The organism is Achromobacter sp. ACM05, assembly GCF_019218915.1.
GTDB lineage: Bacteria > Pseudomonadota > Gammaproteobacteria > Burkholderiales > Burkholderiaceae_B > Achromobacter > Achromobacter animicus.
Window position 1 is genome coordinate 1,636,720 of sequence record NZ_JAHUWQ010000001.1, and the last position, 15,904, is coordinate 1,652,623.

14 protein-coding genes and 1 pseudogene are annotated in these 15,904 nt (G+C 65.1%); 8 read left to right on the forward strand and 7 right to left on the reverse strand.

The genetic code is table 11. The features are described from left to right. Positions 1-41 precede the first annotated feature (41 nt). The gene (phbB, locus tag KW836_RS07470) at positions 42-788 is read right to left on the reverse strand and encodes an acetoacetyl-CoA reductase (protein WP_175122470.1); all 747 of its coding nucleotides are present in this window, start codon (positions 786-788) and stop codon (positions 42-44) included. Next, complete coding sequence (locus KW836_RS07475) at positions 778-1,239, reverse strand: hypothetical protein (protein ID WP_370632988.1); 462 nt, start codon at positions 1,237-1,239, stop codon at positions 778-780. The genes phbB and KW836_RS07475 overlap by 11 nt, the downstream gene beginning before the upstream one ends. Positions 1,240-1,492: 253 nt before the next feature. On the opposite strand from KW836_RS07475, the gene KW836_RS07480 reads away from it, so the two are divergent. Further along, positions 1,493-3,097, forward strand: a complete 1,605-nt coding sequence (locus tag KW836_RS07480; RefSeq protein ID WP_218342872.1) for an EAL domain-containing protein — start codon at positions 1,493-1,495, stop codon at positions 3,095-3,097. Here the strand turns inward: KW836_RS07480 and kch are convergent. Both kch and KW836_RS07490 read right to left on the reverse strand, forming a co-directional pair. Then, entirely contained in the window at positions 3,074-4,285 is a 1,212-nt protein-coding gene (gene kch, locus KW836_RS07485; RefSeq protein WP_218342873.1) for a voltage-gated potassium channel protein, read from the reverse strand. The two genes, KW836_RS07480 and kch, sit on opposite strands and share 24 nt — an antisense overlap. 391 nt (positions 4,286-4,676) lie before the next feature. Continuing rightward, positions 4,677-5,492 carry a response regulator transcription factor gene (locus KW836_RS07490; protein ID WP_218342874.1) on the reverse strand — a complete coding sequence of 272 codons (816 nt, stop codon included), beginning with the start codon at positions 5,490-5,492 and terminating at the stop codon, positions 4,677-4,679. Between KW836_RS07490 and KW836_RS07495 the strand changes: the two genes are divergently transcribed. Together KW836_RS07495 and KW836_RS07500 are read left to right on the forward strand one after the other, a co-directional pair. After that, entirely contained in the window at positions 5,482-5,883 is a 402-nt protein-coding gene (locus KW836_RS07495) for a hypothetical protein (RefSeq protein WP_218342875.1), read from the forward strand. The two genes, KW836_RS07490 and KW836_RS07495, sit on opposite strands and share 11 nt — an antisense overlap. 175 nt (positions 5,884-6,058) lie before the next feature. Then, on the forward strand, positions 6,059-6,457 hold the full coding sequence (locus KW836_RS07500; protein WP_175137991.1) for a helix-turn-helix domain-containing protein: 399 nt from the start codon (positions 6,059-6,061) through the stop codon (positions 6,455-6,457). Here KW836_RS07500 and KW836_RS07505 read toward each other — a convergent pair. Continuing rightward, positions 6,438-7,589: an acyltransferase gene (locus tag KW836_RS07505; protein ID WP_175122477.1), complete on the reverse strand. Its 1,152-nt coding sequence runs from the start codon at positions 7,587-7,589 to the stop codon at positions 6,438-6,440. The two genes, KW836_RS07500 and KW836_RS07505, sit on opposite strands and share 20 nt — an antisense overlap. Before the next feature lie 306 nt (positions 7,590-7,895). Between KW836_RS07505 and KW836_RS07510 the strand changes: the two genes are divergently transcribed. The 3 genes from KW836_RS07510 to KW836_RS07520 all read left to right on the forward strand — a co-directional run bounded on the left by KW836_RS07510 (position 7,896) and on the right by KW836_RS07520 (position 10,121). Further along, positions 7,896-8,426 (forward strand): META domain-containing protein, encoded by a 531-nt coding sequence (locus KW836_RS07510; protein ID WP_175122478.1) that lies wholly within the window; start codon positions 7,896-7,898, stop codon positions 8,424-8,426. A 33-nt stretch (positions 8,427-8,459) separates the two neighbouring features. Then, complete coding sequence (locus KW836_RS07515; RefSeq protein WP_175184675.1) at positions 8,460-9,257, forward strand: META and DUF4377 domain-containing protein; 798 nt, start codon at positions 8,460-8,462, stop codon at positions 9,255-9,257. A gap of 126 nt (positions 9,258-9,383) precedes the next feature. After that, positions 9,384-10,121, forward strand: a complete 738-nt coding sequence (locus KW836_RS07520; protein WP_175184674.1) for a sulfurtransferase — start codon at positions 9,384-9,386, stop codon at positions 10,119-10,121. A gap of 67 nt (positions 10,122-10,188) precedes the next feature. Here the strand turns inward: KW836_RS07520 and metG are convergent. Both metG and KW836_RS07530 read right to left on the reverse strand, forming a co-directional pair. After that, positions 10,189-12,288 (reverse strand): annotated as a pseudogene (metG, locus tag KW836_RS07525) (methionine--tRNA ligase); the annotation flags it as partial. Between the two features lie 228 nt (positions 12,289-12,516). Beyond that, the gene (locus KW836_RS07530) at positions 12,517-12,792 is read right to left on the reverse strand and encodes a hypothetical protein (RefSeq protein ID WP_056325207.1); all 276 of its coding nucleotides are present in this window, start codon (positions 12,790-12,792) and stop codon (positions 12,517-12,519) included. Between the two features lie 102 nt (positions 12,793-12,894). On the opposite strand from KW836_RS07530, the gene apbC reads away from it, so the two are divergent. After that, positions 12,895-13,983, forward strand: a complete 1,089-nt coding sequence (apbC, locus tag KW836_RS07535; protein ID WP_175122482.1) for an iron-sulfur cluster carrier protein ApbC — start codon at positions 12,895-12,897, stop codon at positions 13,981-13,983. A 3-nt stretch (positions 13,984-13,986) separates the two neighbouring features. Then, a complete protein-coding gene (locus tag KW836_RS07540; protein ID WP_175122483.1) occupies positions 13,987-15,882 on the forward strand; it encodes a BamA/TamA family outer membrane protein in 1,896 nt (631 codons plus the stop codon). Positions 15,883-15,904: the final 22 nt, after the last annotated feature.

The window sequence follows — 15,904 nt, forward strand, 5'->3', positions numbered from 1 at the left end:
GGGAAGCGGCCGACCAGCGCGCGCAGCGCTGGCCGCCGCCTTCAATACATATGCTGCCCGCCGTTCATGGCCACGTTGCTGCCTGTCATGAACCCGGCCGCGTCGCTGCAGATGAACGCGATCAGCGCGCCGATCTCATCGGGCTCGCCCAGCCGTCCCACGGGGATCTGCGGCAGGATCTTTTCCTGCATGACCTCCGGCGGCACGGCCTGCACCATGCGCGTGGCCAGATAACCGGGCGACACGGTGTTCACCGTCACGCCCTTGCGGGCGACTTCCAGCGCCAGCGATTTGGTGAAGCCGTGGATGCCCGCCTTGGAGGCCGCGTAGTTGGTCTGCCCGAATGCACCCTTGCTGCCGTTCACCGAAGAAATGTTCACGATGCGGCCCCAGCCCCGATCCGCCATCGGCCCGCAAAGCGGCTGCGTCATGTTGAACATGGAGTCCAGGTTGCTGTGCATGACCTCGGCCCAATTCTGCGCGCTCATCTTGCGCAGGCTGGCGTCGCGCGTGATGCCGGCGTTGTTGATCAGGATGTCGATCTGGCGCCCGTCTTCTTCCAGCTTGCGCGCCAGCGCCTGGCAGGCGTCGAAGTCCGCCACGTTGACCTTGTACATGGCGAAGGTGCGGCCTTTGGCGGCCTCTTCCTTGATCCATTCGCGCGTGGCGGTCTCGCTGGAATGGTAGGTGACGATGACGTCGTGGCCCGCATCGTGCAGCGCGACGGCGATGGCACGGCCCAGGCAGCCCGTCCCGCCCGTGATGAGGGCGGTTCGTTTAGCGGTCATGACGGCCTCCCTGCTGGTGGGCGTCCTGCATGGCCGCGCAGGCGGCCGCCATCTGGTTGGTCATCGTGGACCACATCTGCGCAAAGGGCGAGTTGTCGGCGGCCGCGCTGTTGGCCTGCTTGAACCATTCGCACATCGCTTCGCCCACGCCGGCGGCCATGGTGGCCTGTTCCTGCAGCGCGGCGTGCGTGAGGGCCTGGCTGGCTTCCAGTTGCGCCTGCCAGCGCTTGCGCGCGAGTTCGCCCATGGCGGGCATGACATCCTGCCAGTTGGCGGTGGGGTTCAAGGGGGAGAGGGCGGAGAGGACCTGGCCGGAGCTGTCGCCGGCCAGACGCTGGCCCATTTCGAGCCAGCGCTGCTGGCTTTCCTGCGCAAGCTGGGCCAGACGCTGGCAGAAGGCGACGTTGGCGCCGGTCAGGCCGGCGGGCAGGGAGGCATTTGCTTTCTTCATCATCCGTCCTTGTAAATGGCGTGCTAAGGGGAAACGAATACACACGAGCCTCATGCCGTCGGCAGAGGGGCTTGCCCGTCAACGATAGCCCAGCGAGCGGCGGTACGGCCAGCGTTGCGGACGCAAACCTTGCGCAAGGCGCAAGCGCACACGCAGTTCTTGACGCAGCGCCGCACATGGTGTCCCATCGCAACGATGCAGCTGTACTAATGGCCCCCACTGCCGCGGAGACCCCTTGCCGACATCAGGCCTGATGGATCGTGTTCCCTCGTGGCGTTATCTGCCCGTGGCCTTGGCGCTGGTGCTGCCGGTGATCGCCTGCGTCGCCTGGACGTGGTGGCACGCGCAGAAGGAACAGCGCCTTGAAGCCGAGTCGGCCGCGCGCATCGTGCGGGTGCAGACGCAGCACGTCCTGACGCAGACGTGGACGCTGGCGGACCGGGTGGCGGCGCTGACGGCGCTGTCGTGCGACGAAGCGCTGCCCGACCTGCAACGCTGGGGCGCACTGAACCCGTATCTGCGGTCCCTGTTCCTGGTACGCGGCGATCGCATCTATTGTTCGTCGGCCGTCGGCAAGATCGACTACCCGGTCTCTGAGTTTCGCAAGTGGGTATCCGATCTGCCGCCCGACCGCTGGCGCTTTACCGTGACCGGCTCGCCGCTGGCGCCCGAACGGCCGGCGATCCTGCTGGGCCGGCCCGGCGCCGAGGGACGCAGCGGCGTTGTGGTGGTCGACGGACGGTACGTACAGGATCTGCTGGACGCTGTGGCAAGCCTGCGCGATTACCGCATCGAACTGCAGGTAGGCGAGGGCGGGGCGTTCATCCACAATGATTTCAAGGGTGCGGCGGGGGCGTCGCGCGAGCTGGTCTACCACGAGACCACGGGCCACGATGGGCCCACACCGCTGACCATTCGCGTCAATGCGCCGGCTGAAGCCGTCGTGCAGGCGTGGCAGCAATTGATGATGACCTACCTGCCTGCCGCCGCACTGCTTGGATTCGGCCTGGCCGTGGTCGCTTACCGCCAGCAGGCGAACCGCCGTTCCTTCAAAGAGCAGTTGCGCCGCGCGATCCGGGCAGATGAATTCAGGGTGCATTACCAACCCGTGTACGGTCACGCAACGGGCCAATGCAGCGGCGTCGAGGCGCTGCTGCGCTGGGAGCGGCCCGGGGTCGGATCCGTGCGGCCGGACGTCTTCATTGCCGCGGCCGAGGCCGATGGCATGATCGCCCCGCTGACGCGCCATCTGTTTACGCTGATCGAACGCGACATGCGCGGCTGGACCACGCCGCCGGGGTTTCACGTCGGAGTCAACATCGCCGCCGAGCATTTGTCATGCGCCGAGTTCACCACCGACGTTGAGCGCTTCGCCGCCAATATCGCCCATCGTGACCCGACCCTGGTATTGGAGATCACCGAACGCAGCCTGATCACTGATGACGGCCAGGCGCGGCGCAACATCGACGCGCTGCGTGAGCAGGGGGTGCGTGTTGCCATCGACGACTTCGGCACCGGCCACTGCTCGCTGTCGTATCTGCAGCGCTTTCCGGTGGATTACCTGAAAATCGACAAGGGCTTCGTGCATGCCATCGAACCCACCGGCGAAGACGCGCCGGTGCTGGACGTGATCATCACGCTTGCGCATCGTTTGGGCCTGGCGGTGTTGGCCGAAGGCGTTGAGACGGATCTGCAGTTCCGCTATCTCACCGGGCGCGGCGTCGCGTTCATCCAGGGCTACCTGTTTGCACGGCCCATGCCGTCGGATCAGTTTGTGACGTGGTACGCCGGGCACGTGCCACCGAACGCACCGGTCGGCGAGCCGCAATCGCGTTCAAGTGGTCTTGGCGTTGGATGACGGCTTGGCAAAGAACAGGTCCGTGATGGCCTGGCTGTCCATGGGTTCGCCGTTGATCGCGCGCGTCAGCATTTCCGCGCCCAGCAGTTGCACCGAAAACACCAGATCGGGCTGCACCCGGCGGATCTTCTCCAGATGCTTGCTGGTGTTGACCAGCGCGACCGTCTTGGCGCCGTCCGCGCCGGTCGCTTCCTTTGCGGCCAGCACGATGAATGCGTTTTCCGCGTCGTCGTCGCGCAGCGCCAGCACATAACGCGCTCGCGCGACGCCCGCCACGTGCAGCACGTCCACGCTGGAGGGATCACCTTCGATCAGGTCGGCGGCGGCGGGATAGTCGTGCGCCATGCCCGTTGGGACGACGACGGTGACTTCTTCGTTGCGGCTGCGCAGGCCCTGGTAGACGCTCAGCGCGAGGGGCGTCGCGCCGGCGATGATGATGTGGTTTTTTCTCATGGCCGAAGAAAACCTGCCTTTGACGAGCCGTTTCAGATTGCCGCCGATCACCGGTCCGGCGATCGCGCTGACGGAGGTGGCGAACACGGTAATGCCGAGGATGATAATCGACGCCGTGAACAGGCGCGCCGTGCCGCTATGCGGCACGATGTCGCCGTAGCCCACCGTGGACATCGAGACGATCGAGAAGTACAGCGCGGTGCCGGCGTCCAGAATCGGCGGGTTGAATTCGTTGCCCAGGTATAGCGTGCCGAACACCGCGTAGATCATCAGCGACAGCACGCTGACCAGCGCAAACAGCGACCCGGCCGTCACGCTGGCGCGGTCAAAGCGCCGCCAGTACGCCACCAGCGCAATCACCAGGACCAGCGTGTAGATGCCCAGCCCCGCGCGGCCCCCGTCGCCCAGGATGGCGAACGTGCCGATACCGATCAGCAGCACCAGCGAGAACGCCCACGCGATGCGCGCCTTCAGGATCAAGCCCAGCGCAATCACCTGCAAACCGACGCCGAGCACCAGGCGTGGAATCTCCAGCAGACCGACCACGCGCATGATCTCGTGCCAGTTGTCCAGCGCGAGCCAGAACGAATACTCGCGGGCACGGACTTCGCGCAGCACCGGGTGCATGAACGCGTATCCGTCCAGCGCCACCAGGATGGCAAGGCACCAGTTTGGCGGGAAAAACGCCAGTATCTTGCGGAGGCGATGGCGCAGGGATGGCTGGGGCAGGGGCATGGAGGGGAGGGGCTTGCTATATCAATCTGGTATGGAAGACTATCAACAAAGAATTACTGGAAACGCGTCCGAGGTCCTAAACTTTCCTCATCAGGCGGCTATCCGGAAGGAACACCGCCGATATGGCAGTAACGCCCCCCAGCAGCACGGGTGGACGCATTGCCAGGCGTTGATCACGTTGCAGCCCGTGCAGGGACTAGAGACCCGGCGCAGGCCACGGTCGGACCGTGCGTGAGTAGTATGAGGCACGAATGTTGGAATCGCGTGATCCAGGTAGAAGGCATCGGTGCCGGCCGATGACTCCGGGTTCACGTGTTGTTTTAGCGCGGCGTCTTACCCTTCGGGGGCAGCGCCGCGTTTTTTTCGCCTGGCGGTCTTGCGCCGGGCGATTTCAGGCAGACGCGTTCGCCTCCGCTTCTTCGCTGCGCCAGGCTTGTTGCCCGTCCGTGCGCGCGGTTGGCGTTGACACCCGATAGTCCAGATCCAGCGTGATGTCGGCTGCAAACATGTAGCCCCATCCGTGGACCGCGCGGATCGGCAGCGTCATCTGATTGGCCGCGGCCTTGCGGCGCAGGCGGCTGATCATCACATCCACGAAGCGGCGGCGCGTGATGCCGCTGTCGGCTTCGTCCGCGCCATCGGCCAGAAAGGCGTCGCGGCTGATCTTGCGGTCGGGCGACTTCACCAGCCGCGACAGAAAATCGCGTTCACCGGTCGTCAGGCCCAGCGTCCGGCCCTTGGGGCTGATGAGCGTCCATCCCTTGTTTGCCAGCCGCCAGCCTTCCTGGGCCGGTTCTTCAATGGCTTCCGTGCCGGCACCCGGCTCCATGCCGTCCAGTCCGACCGCGCGTCGCACCAGCGCCTGCAGCACCGCCGCGAGCTCCAGGCCGGTCACGTCCGGCGGCAGGCAGGCGTCCGCGCCGCAGAGCAAGGTGCGGATACGGCTTTCGGAATCGGTGAATGGGGCGATGGCTACGATGCCCAGGCTGCGATCGATGGCGCGCAGCCGCACGGCGGCGTTGTGCACATCGGTAAGCGGGGCTTCCAGGACGACCAGCGGGCTGGGCCGGCGGGAAAATCGGTCGTAGACATCCACGAGATCGTGGCAGCGGCGGACGTTGAATCCCAGGTGGGAAAGGGACTCGACGAGTCTGGCATGCCTGGCGTCGTCATTGCCAAGAAAAATGACATCCAGCGTGTTGTTCATTGATGCTTCCAATGAGGCGCCGCGACGGGGCGCTGGCGCCTTGAAAAAGCCGGACGTCTGGCAGAGCCATGCCGTTTCCGGCCGTTGCGGCGCTTGTCGTTCCAGAGTCACGCCTGTGTTGCATTTAAACACGGGCGTGTTTTTTTGTGAAGATACGTTTCTATGGTTTCGGACGGTAACAGTCGTCCAGGGGGAAATAGCCCGGCATCCATTGAAACAGCGTTTGATCCCCGATTTGCGTCAGAAAAATATTATGTATTACCGATACATTATTTTCCCTTTCGGCCGATTTCTGCCCATAAACTCATGCGGCTTTTTTTGCTCCGATTTTGCTGCAACGTCGCGCGACGGCAGCGGTGGGATGGGCGGGCAAGGCGCTGCAAGCCGATGAAAGATATGACTTTTAACGGGGCGGACTGCGGCGTGAAGCGATGGCGCGCGGCAGCATGCGCGCAAGGCCAGGGGGGCCAAGCGGCGATTTATGAATTAGCCCGGAAATTGGGGTCTAATCCCTTTATTTGGCCGCGGATTTGAAATGCTTTAATCCAAAAAAACCATACAAATTAATGTCTCAGGTTGATCGATTGGACACGTTTAGCCATCGTCTGCGCAACGCAAGAATGCTTCAGGGGTGGACTCAAAAAGACTTGGCGGTCGCAAGCAACCTGTCGCAAAGCGCTATTGGCAACTACGAAAGCGGACAGCGCCAGCAGCCGTCCAGCGAGGCGCTCATCAAGCTGACGCGCGCCCTGCGCGTCAACCCCCTGTGGCTGAGTACCGGCGAAGGGCCCATGCTCGACACGCCGTCCGGCCATGTTGCTGCGGGCAGACTGGGCGAAATCCCCGACCCGCCCGCTTGGCCCTTCGAAACCATCTCCTACGCGGCCTACGCCCGGCTTTCGCACCAGGAAAAACGGCAGATCGAGCTGGTGCTGGGCGCTTACATCAAGGCACGCGGCGAATAGTCCCCATCGGTTGCGCAGGAACCTGCGGGCGCGGGCGGACATCGGCGGGCGCGATGGCGCCGGTGCCGCGGGGATCGGTGCGCAGGCGGCTGCGCAGGCGTTCCACGGGATCCGCAATCAGGTAGTTCAGCACCGCCGAGACCCCGATGCATCCCGTGATGGCCATGGCGGCGAACAGCATGGGTTGATGCTCCTGCACATCGTGCATCAGCCAGCTGAACGCCATGATGACCAGCATGTGGCAGATGTACAGGGGATAGCTGAGTTCACCAATGGCCTTGTCCAGCTTGTGGCGCGATTGGAACAGGAATGCCAGCGGCAGCAGTGCGGCAAACAGCAGGACCGCCAGGCCATCGCGCACGGTGGGGTTGATGCCGATCGAGAAGTGCGCAACCGTATACAGGAACAGGATGCCGGTGCCCAGTTCGGGCAGTCGCTTCACGCGCTGCGTCCAGGCCTTCATGCGCGGCAGCAACACCTGATGCGACAGCGAACCGATCAGGAACAGCGCCAGCTCCGTGGGGAAAAAGCGATAGGTCCAAGGATCCGAGCGGCCGACCCCCGTCCAGATCAGGATCGCGCGCAGGGCCAGCGAGGCGGCCAGCAGCGCCAGCAACCGGCGCGGCGAGCGCAGGATGAAGGGCGCAACCAGGTAGAAGCTCATTTCCACACCAAGCGTCCACGCTTGCGGCACCAGCAGACCCTTGTAGAGCGGCACGTCGCTGTTCGCGAAGCTGCCCGTGAAGGCCAGCGCCGAATCGCGGATGCCGAAGAACATCAGCCAGTCCTGGCCGAAGATGAAGAGGTTGGAGAGGAACAGGAAGACTTCGGCGCTGAAGGGCAGGGCTTCGTAGATGCGGAAGAACGAGCCGCCGCTGACGATGTGGGCCGTCAGGGTCAGGGCCGCCACCGCCAGATAGATCGGGAAAAGCCGCAGGAAACGATTGGCGTAGAACTTGCCCGTGGCGCCCTGATAATGGTCCGTCGCCGTCAGCACGTAGGAAATGAGGAAGCCGGAAATCACATAGAAGAGCTGCACGGCAAGCCTGCCGCCGACAAGCTGATCGGCGTAGCCGCCGCCCAGGTGGTCCAGCACCACTGACAATGCCAGTAAGGTTCTCAAGAAGCCCATCGCGCATCTCCCCGGTCGATATTGTTCTCAGCCCCGATGGGCCGGACACTGCGCATGCGGTTGTCGCGGGCTCCGCTCCTCTTTCCCTGTATTACTTTTTAGGCCGGAGTCATCAACTGTCATTGATTCTGCTCGCGGCCACCTACCCCCGCCATGCGGCATTCGATGCAGAACCCGCGTTCATCGGAGCTAGAACCTCCGGCTCAATCGTGCATCTTTTGGATACGGCTGACGGACGGAGAAAATCGCGTGATGACGCACGGGCCGGTTACATTACGACGATACGCATCAATTGGAGGCTTGCTCATGCCCAATTTCATGTCCACGCCCAGCAGAATGCTCTGCCTGGGACTGTTGACCGCGGCCCTGGCCGGATGCGCCGGCATGACCGGCGGCGCGCGTCCCGAAGGCGCCGCTGCGGCCAGCGCGGCCACCAGCAAGGATTCGCTGGCGCAGACGAGCTGGGAACTGGTCCGCTGGGCACAACCCGGTGGCCAGCTGCGCGACATCCCGCACGGGGACAACGGCGAGCCCATCCGCCTGACCTTTCTTGCGCAGGGCAAGCAATACCAGGTCAACGGATTCTCCGGCTGCAACCGTTACACGGGCACGTACAAGCTCGAGCGCAACAAGCTCGTCATCGACGCGCCCGCCACCACGCGCATGGCCTGCGTGCCGCCCGAGCGCGCAAAGCTGGAAGCCGACTACCTGCGCGCGCTGCGCGCCATCGACACGTTCACGCTGGACAGCGGCGGCGCGCCGCGTCACCTGACGTTCAATCTGCGGGGTGGCGACGTGCTGGAGTTCGAGCGCCGCCAGGATCCGCCGACCCCCTGATTCCCGCTTCGCTGAACGATCCGAGAGACCTGCATGCGCTCATTCCTTTTCCAGCGCCGCCTGGCGTCCGGCCTGCTGTGCGCGGGTCTCGTTGCCTGCTCGTCGCCGCCGATGCGCGCGGCCGATGGCCAGGATCCGCGTTTCCAGCCGGCCTCGGCTTCCGACATCCTGGTGCAGACGAACTGGGACCTGGCGCGCTGGACGCTGCCCGGCGGCGCGCTGCGCCCCGTGCCGCATCCGTCGCCCTCCACGCGCCCGATCACGGCCGCGTTCATCCACGACCAGGGCTCGCCCCGGATGATGGGATTCAGCGGATGCAATACCTACAACGCGCCGTACACCATCGCCAATGGCCAGTTGATTGTGCGCGCCGACCCGGTGTCGACCCGCATGGCCTGTGCGCCGCAGACGATGGCGCTCGAGCACGATTTCCTGGCGTCGCTCACCCGGATCACGGCCAGTTCCTTCGATAACGCCAACAATCCGCAACGCATGACGTGGAAGCTCAGCACCGGCGACACGCTGGACTTCGGGCGCCGCGCGGATCCCGTGGCGGGCGGCCAGCGCGGCCCCACCAAGCTGGTCTACGTCAACGCCGAGCGGGTGCCCTGCGACACGGCCGGTGGCCGCGGCATGTGCTATCAGGTGCGGGACAGCGCCTCGCAGCCCTGGCAGGCCTGGCCGGGCGAGATCACGGGGTTCAATTTCCAGCCCGGCGTGCACTACCGCCTGCGCGTGGTCGAGATCAATGACCCGAATGCCACCTTGGGAGCTGCCCCGCTGCGCTGGGTGCTGGACGCGGTGGTCGAGCAGCAGGTCGTCACCCGCTAGGGACGGCAGGCGGTCTGGGCGGTGCGCGGTCTGGGCACCGGCCGCCCAGCGGCACTCCCTTCTGCGGCGCAAACCGCCCAGCGATTATGATTACGGGCTTCGCCGCCTGTTTTCTATCGCTTTGCCATGACTTCCGTCGTCAATATCGCCGCTTACAAATTCGTTCCGCTGGATGACCTGCCTGCGTTGCGCGAGCGCCTGCTCGCCGAGGCCGGCGCCGCCGGGCTCAAGGGCACGATCCTGCTGGCCGGGGAAGGCATCAACCTGTTCCTCGCGGGGGCGGCCGGCGGCATCGACACCTTTTTGCTGGGCCTGCGCGCCGATGCGCGGTTCGCGGACCTGGAGGTCAAATTCAGCCACAGCAACGACGTGCCGTTCCGCAAGCTGCTGGTCAAGATCAAGCGCGAGATCATCCGCATGAACCACCCTGCCATCCGGCCGGCAGCGGGCCGCGCGCCCGGCGTCGATGCGCACACGCTGGCGCGGTGGCTGGCGGCGGGCGTGGACGACAATGGCCGGCCCGTGGTCATGCTGGACACGCGCAACGCCTTCGAGGTGGACGAAGGCACGTTCAAGAACGCCATCGACTGGCGCATCGACCGCTTCACGCAGTTTCCCGCCGCGGTCGAGGCAAACCGGGCGCAACTCGAGGGCAAGACCGTCGTCAGCTTCTGCACGGGCGGCATCCGCTGCGAAAAGGCCGCCATCTTCATGAACGAGGCCGGCATCGAAAACGTCTACCAGCTCGACGGCGGCATTCTGAAATACTTCGAGGAAACGGGCGGCCCCGGCTATGAAGGCAAGTGCTTCGTGTTCGACGAGCGCGTCTCGCTCGACCCGGCGCTGGCGCCCAGCAACGCCTGATCGGATTTCCCGCAGAAACAAAAAAGCGCCCGCATTTGCGGGCGCTTTGCATTGGCAGTGACGCGGTTCAGCGCACGCGCATGCCGGGCTTGGCGCCGGGGAACGGCTCCACCACGTAGATGCCGGCGTCGACGGCTTCATCCGCATGGCTGGCGGCCAGCACCATGCCTTCGGACACGCCAAACTTCATTTTGCGCGGCGCCAGGTTGGCGACCATGACGGTCAGCTTGCCGACCAGGTCTTCCGGCTTGTAGGCCGACTTGATGCCCGAAAACACGTTGCGGTGGCGGCCTTCGCCCACGTCCAGCGTCAGGCGCAGCAGCTTGGTCGAGCCTTCGACGTGCTCGCAATTGACGATCTGCGCGATACGCAGGTCGACGCGCGCGAAGTCGTCGATGGAGATGGTCTCGGCCAGCGGCTCGCCGCCGGGCACCACGACGGGCGCGGCGGGCGGCTCGAACAGGTCTTCCAGCATCTGCGGTTCGACGCGCTGCATCAGGTGCTTGAACGGCGCCACGCGTTGCGGCAGGACCGAGGCATCGGCCCAGGTGAAGGGCGCCTGCGCGCCGAACAGTTCCAGGGCAACGCGTTCGGCCAGCTGGGGCAGCACCGGCGCCAGCATCACCGACAGCGCCTTGAAGCCGGCCAGCGAGCGCGAGCAGATGTCCTGCAGCGCGGCCTTCTGCGCGTCGTCGGCGGTGGCGATGCCCTTGGCCAGCACCCACGGCTGCGCGGTGTCGAACGCCTGGTTGATGCGGTCGGCGTAAGCCATGATCTCGCGGATGGCGCGGTTGTACTCGCGGGCCTCGAATGCGGCGCGGATGGACTCGGCCTGTTCGGCGTATTCAGCGGACAACGCGCTGGTGTCGCCGGAATAACCCAGGACGCCGTCGAAATGCTTGGTGATGAAGCTGGCGGCGCGGCTGGCGATGTTGACGTACTTGCCGACCAGATCGCTGTTCACCCGGGCAATGAAGTCCTCGGGATTGAAGTCCACGTCTTCGACGCGCGCGTTCAGCTTGGCGGCGATGTAGTAGCGCATCCATTCGGCGTTCATGCCGAGTTCCAGGTAGCGCAACGGCGAAATGCCGGTGCCGCGGCTCTTGGACATCTTTTCGCCGCTGACGGTGATGAAGCCGTGCACGTTGACCGCGTCCGGCGTCTTGCGGCCGGCGAACTTCAGCATGGCGGGCCAGAACAGGGCGTGGAAGTACACGATGTCCTTGCCGATGAAGTGGACCTGTTCGGTGTCGCCGTTGGGGTCGAGCAAGGCGTCAAAATCCATGCCCTTGACCGCGCAATAGGACTTGAGCGACGCCAGATACCCGACCGGCGCGTCCAGCCAGACGTAGAAATACTTGCCCGGCGCGTCCGGGATCTCGATTCCGAAATAGGGCGCATCGCGGGAGATGTCCCAGTCGCCCAGCTTGGCCTCGCCGTCTTCGCCGCCCAGCCATTCGCGCGTCTTGGCCAGCATTTCAGGTTGCAGATGCTTGGCGCCTGCCTTGTTGGAACCCGTGGTCCACTGCTGCAGGAATTCCACGCAGCGCGGATCGGACAGCTTGAAGAAGAAGTGGTCGGACGACTTCAGGACGGGCGTGGCGCCCGTCAGCGCGGAGTACGGATTGATCAGTTCGGTGGGCGCATACACCGCGCCGCAGACCTCGCAGGAATCGCCGTACTGGTCCTTGGCGTGGCACTTGGGGCACTCGCCCTTGATGTAGCGGTCGGCCAGGAACATGCCCTTGACCGGATCGTAGAACTGCTCGATGGAGCGCGTTTCGATCAGGTCCTGGGCCTTGAGCGCGCGGTAGATGTCCTGCGACAGCGCGACGTTTTCCGCCGAATCGGTGGAATGCCAGTGGTCGAAACGGATGTGGAAACCGTTCAGGTATTGCGGACGCTCGGCCGCGTAGCGCGCAACCAGCGCCTGCGGCGTGATGCCTTCCTTTTCGGCCTTCAGCATGATCGGCGCGCCGTGCGCGTCGTCGGCGCCCACAAAGTGCACCGTGTGGCCCGCCATTCGCATCGAACGAACCCAGATATCGGCCTGGATGTACTCCATGATGTGGCCGATGTGGAAAGATCCGTTGGCGTAGGGCAGCGCAGTGGTGACAAAGAGGGTGCGAGACATGGTTGTCGACTGAGGTTGAGGGGAAAAGGGATTTGGCCGGCCATTTTAGGGCAAGCGCGCGCGCCTGCCGCTGATGCGGCCCCGGATGAGGTCCCGGACAGGGTTCCGGAGATGGTCCCGGAAAGTACACAACCCGCCCATCGCAGTGACGCGAATCAGGCGGGTTGAGGGAAGCGTGGCCAGGCGATGAGCGCGATTTCAGCGCAGCACGCATTGGCCGGCTTGCGCGCAATCACGCGCAAGCCAGGTTGAAAACCGCCGTCAGCGGATTTCGCGGGCCTCGACGTCAATCACATCGCCACGCGGTTGCGTGGCGAACGGGGCAGTGGCGGACTGGAAGGGTCCAGGGCGGGCGCCTTGGCGCTGGCTCCAATAGGCGCGAACGCCGAAGGGCTTGCCGCGCACCTTGGCGACCACATAAAGGATCGCCACGGCGAATGCCGTGGAAAGCATGAACACCAGCGCCATCGCCATGCCGATCAAGGCCAGGGCGGCGAATAAGACGGCACGAAAGAAGCGGATAAGTGTGTTGGTCATGAATGGTCGGATGCAAAACGCAGCGAAAGGTTCCCGTGTATCCGCTATCCTTTAGGGGATGGCGGCCCGCAGACGCCGCGCTGCCTACGGAACCATAGTGACATGAGTATAACGATAGAAAACATCCGCGCCGCACTGCGCGCCGCGCAAGACCCGAATACCGGTTTGGATTTGGGCGTTTCTGTAAAAGATCGTGACATTCAACTGGCCGGCGGCCGCGTCGCGTTGACGCTGGAGCTGGGCTACCCCGCCGACGCCGTCCGCGACCAGATCCGCGACATCGCCGTGCGTGCGTTGGCGCAAGCCGGCGCGCCCGATGCGCAAGTCACCGTCACCTGGAAGGTCGCCGCGCACGCCGTGCAGAAGGGCCTGAAGCCGCTGCCCAACGTGCGCAACATTATTGCGGTCGCCTCCGGCAAGGGCGGCGTGGGCAAGAGCACCACCGCCGTGAACCTGGCCCTGGCGCTGGCCGCCGAGGGCGCAACGGTCGGCGTGCTGGACGCCGACATCTACGGCCCCAGCGTGCCGACGATGCTGGGCATCTCCGGCCGTCCCGAAAGCCGGGACAACAAGAGCATGGAGCCACTGACCGGCCATGGCCTGCAAGCCAACTCCATCGGTTTTCTGATCGACGCGGACTCGCCCGCCATCTGGCGCGGCCCGATGGTGACGCAGGCGCTGGAACAACTGCTGCGCCAGACCAATTGGCGCGACCTGGATTACCTGATCGTCGACATGCCGCCCGGCACGGGCGACGTGGCCCTGACGCTGGCGCAGAAGGTGCCGGTCGTTGGCGCGGTCATTGTCACCACGCCGCAGGACGTGGCGCTGCTGGACGCGCGCAAGGGCCTGAAGATGTTCCAGAAGGTGGAGGTGCCTATTCTTGGCGTAGTCGAGAACATGGCCATCCACATCTGCTCGCAGTGCGGTCACGCCGAGCACATCTTTGGTGAAGGCGGTGGCCAGCGCATGGCCGAGCAATACCAGACGCCCTGGCTGGGCAGCCTGCCGCTGACGCTTGCCATTCGCGAACAGACCGACGCCGGCACGCCGACCGTCGTGTCGGACGCGGGCAGCGAAGCCGCGTCGCTGTACCGTGCGATCGCTCGAAAGCTGGCCGCGGGCGTTGCGGCGCTTCCGCGCGACATGGCCGGAAAGTTTCCCTCCATCGTCGTTCAACAACCGACCTGACGCATGCGGTGGGCTGCCCGCGCCTTATTGGCAGGACTTTGCATGATGGCGGGCGAGGCGTTGGCCAAGCGCCCGGAGGTTATTGTCGACCCCGGGGGCGTGCCCCCGGCCGCGCTGCAGGCGATCACCCAGGCGGTCGATGCGATCGCGCGTCTGGCCGAAGACCAGGACGGCGGTGAAATCAACCGCCTGCGCCGACGCGCGCGCGACGCGACGCTGGCGGCGCTGGCCACGCAGGGCTATTTCTCGCCCAAGGTGACGCTCGAAGCCGGTACGGATATCGGCGGCGAAACCTGGGACATCGCGATCGTGCCGGGCAAGCGCACGACCGTCGAATCCGTGAACCTGGAATTCTCCGGCCGCATCACGCGCCCCGAGTACGCGCAGCGCGTGCAGAAGCTGCGCGATGACTGGAGCTTGAGGAAGGGCCAGCCGTTCATCAACGGCGACTGGAACCGTGCCAAGGCCACGCTGCTGGACGACGTGTCCACGCGCGACTTCCTGCTGGCGCGCATGACGTCCTCGCGCGCCGACATCGACGCGGACAACGCGGCGGCGCATCTGCACGTCACCATCGACAGCGGGCCGCAGGTGCGCATGGGCGAGCTCAACACCCAGGGTCTGAAGCGCGTGCCGGAGACGCTGATCGACCGCTACGTGCGCTACAACGTGGGCGCCGCATTCGACCAGAACCGGCTGGACCAGTGGCAGCAGGACCTGCAATCGACCGCGTTTTTCCGCGGCGCGTTCGTCTCGCTGCAGGAGCCGCCCAGCCAGAACGATCAGCCCACCGATCCCATTTCCGACCGCGCCCGCGGGCCCGGATCCGAAGACGCCGCTGCCGCCGCGCCGGCGGGCGATCCCACGGTGTCGGGCGGCATGCCCCCGCCGCCGGCGCAATTCGATTCCGACGGCGAGATCACGCTGCCGGTGCAGGTGCGCGTGGTCGAGGCGCCCCCCAAGCGGTTTTCCGCGTCGATCGGCGTGGACGACGAGGCCGGCGTACGGGTGGAATCGGTGTATCGCCAGAACGTCGTGTTCGGCCAACCGGTCACCATGGAAACGGGCTTTGGCGTGGACCGGTTGCGCCAGCGCGCTTTCATGGACATCCTCTTGCCCCCTTCCGAGCGCGGCTACCGCGATTCCGTCGGGATCCTGGCGGACCGGTCCGACATCCAGGGGCTGGAAGTGACCCGCTACGCGCTGGGCGCCACGCGCACGCAAGAGCGCAAGGGCGCGGGCGACAGCCGCGTCGAATATGAAACACGCTACGGCGTGCTGCTGGCGCAAGACCACGTCAAGATCGACGGCGGCGACAGCTACACGCTGCCCACCATCACCACCACGGCCGAATGGCTGCGTCGCGATGTCGACAACAAATACGATCCGCGCGAGGGCAACCTGATTTCCGTGGGCGGCGGTGTCGGCGTGACGCTGGATACCGGCGAGCCCTACACGCGCCTGCGGCTGCGCGGCCAGAAATGGTGGCCTTTCGGTAAATGGGACGTGCTGACGATCCGTGGCGAGGTTGGCCGCGTGTGGTCCAACGGCGACGTGCAGGTGCCGGACGACTTCGGTTTCCGGACGGGCGGTGCGCGGTCGATCCGCGGCTATCGCTATCAAAGCATCGGCGTGCACCGCGACAACGCTGTCGTCGGCGCGCCCACGCTGCTCGTGGGCAGCATCGAGTACGACCATTATTTTGACGAGCGCTGGGGCATGGGCGTGTTCGTGGACGCGGGCGATGCCGCCGAATCGTTCGGCGACATGAAGATGTCCGTAGGCTACGGCGTCGGCGCGCGCGTGCGCACGCCCGCCGGGCCGCTGTTCCTGGACGTGGCCTACGGCCAGCGCGAACGGGACCTGCGTCTGCATTTCTCGCTGGGGATCGCGTTTTGAAGTTCGTGCGTAAATTCCTGCG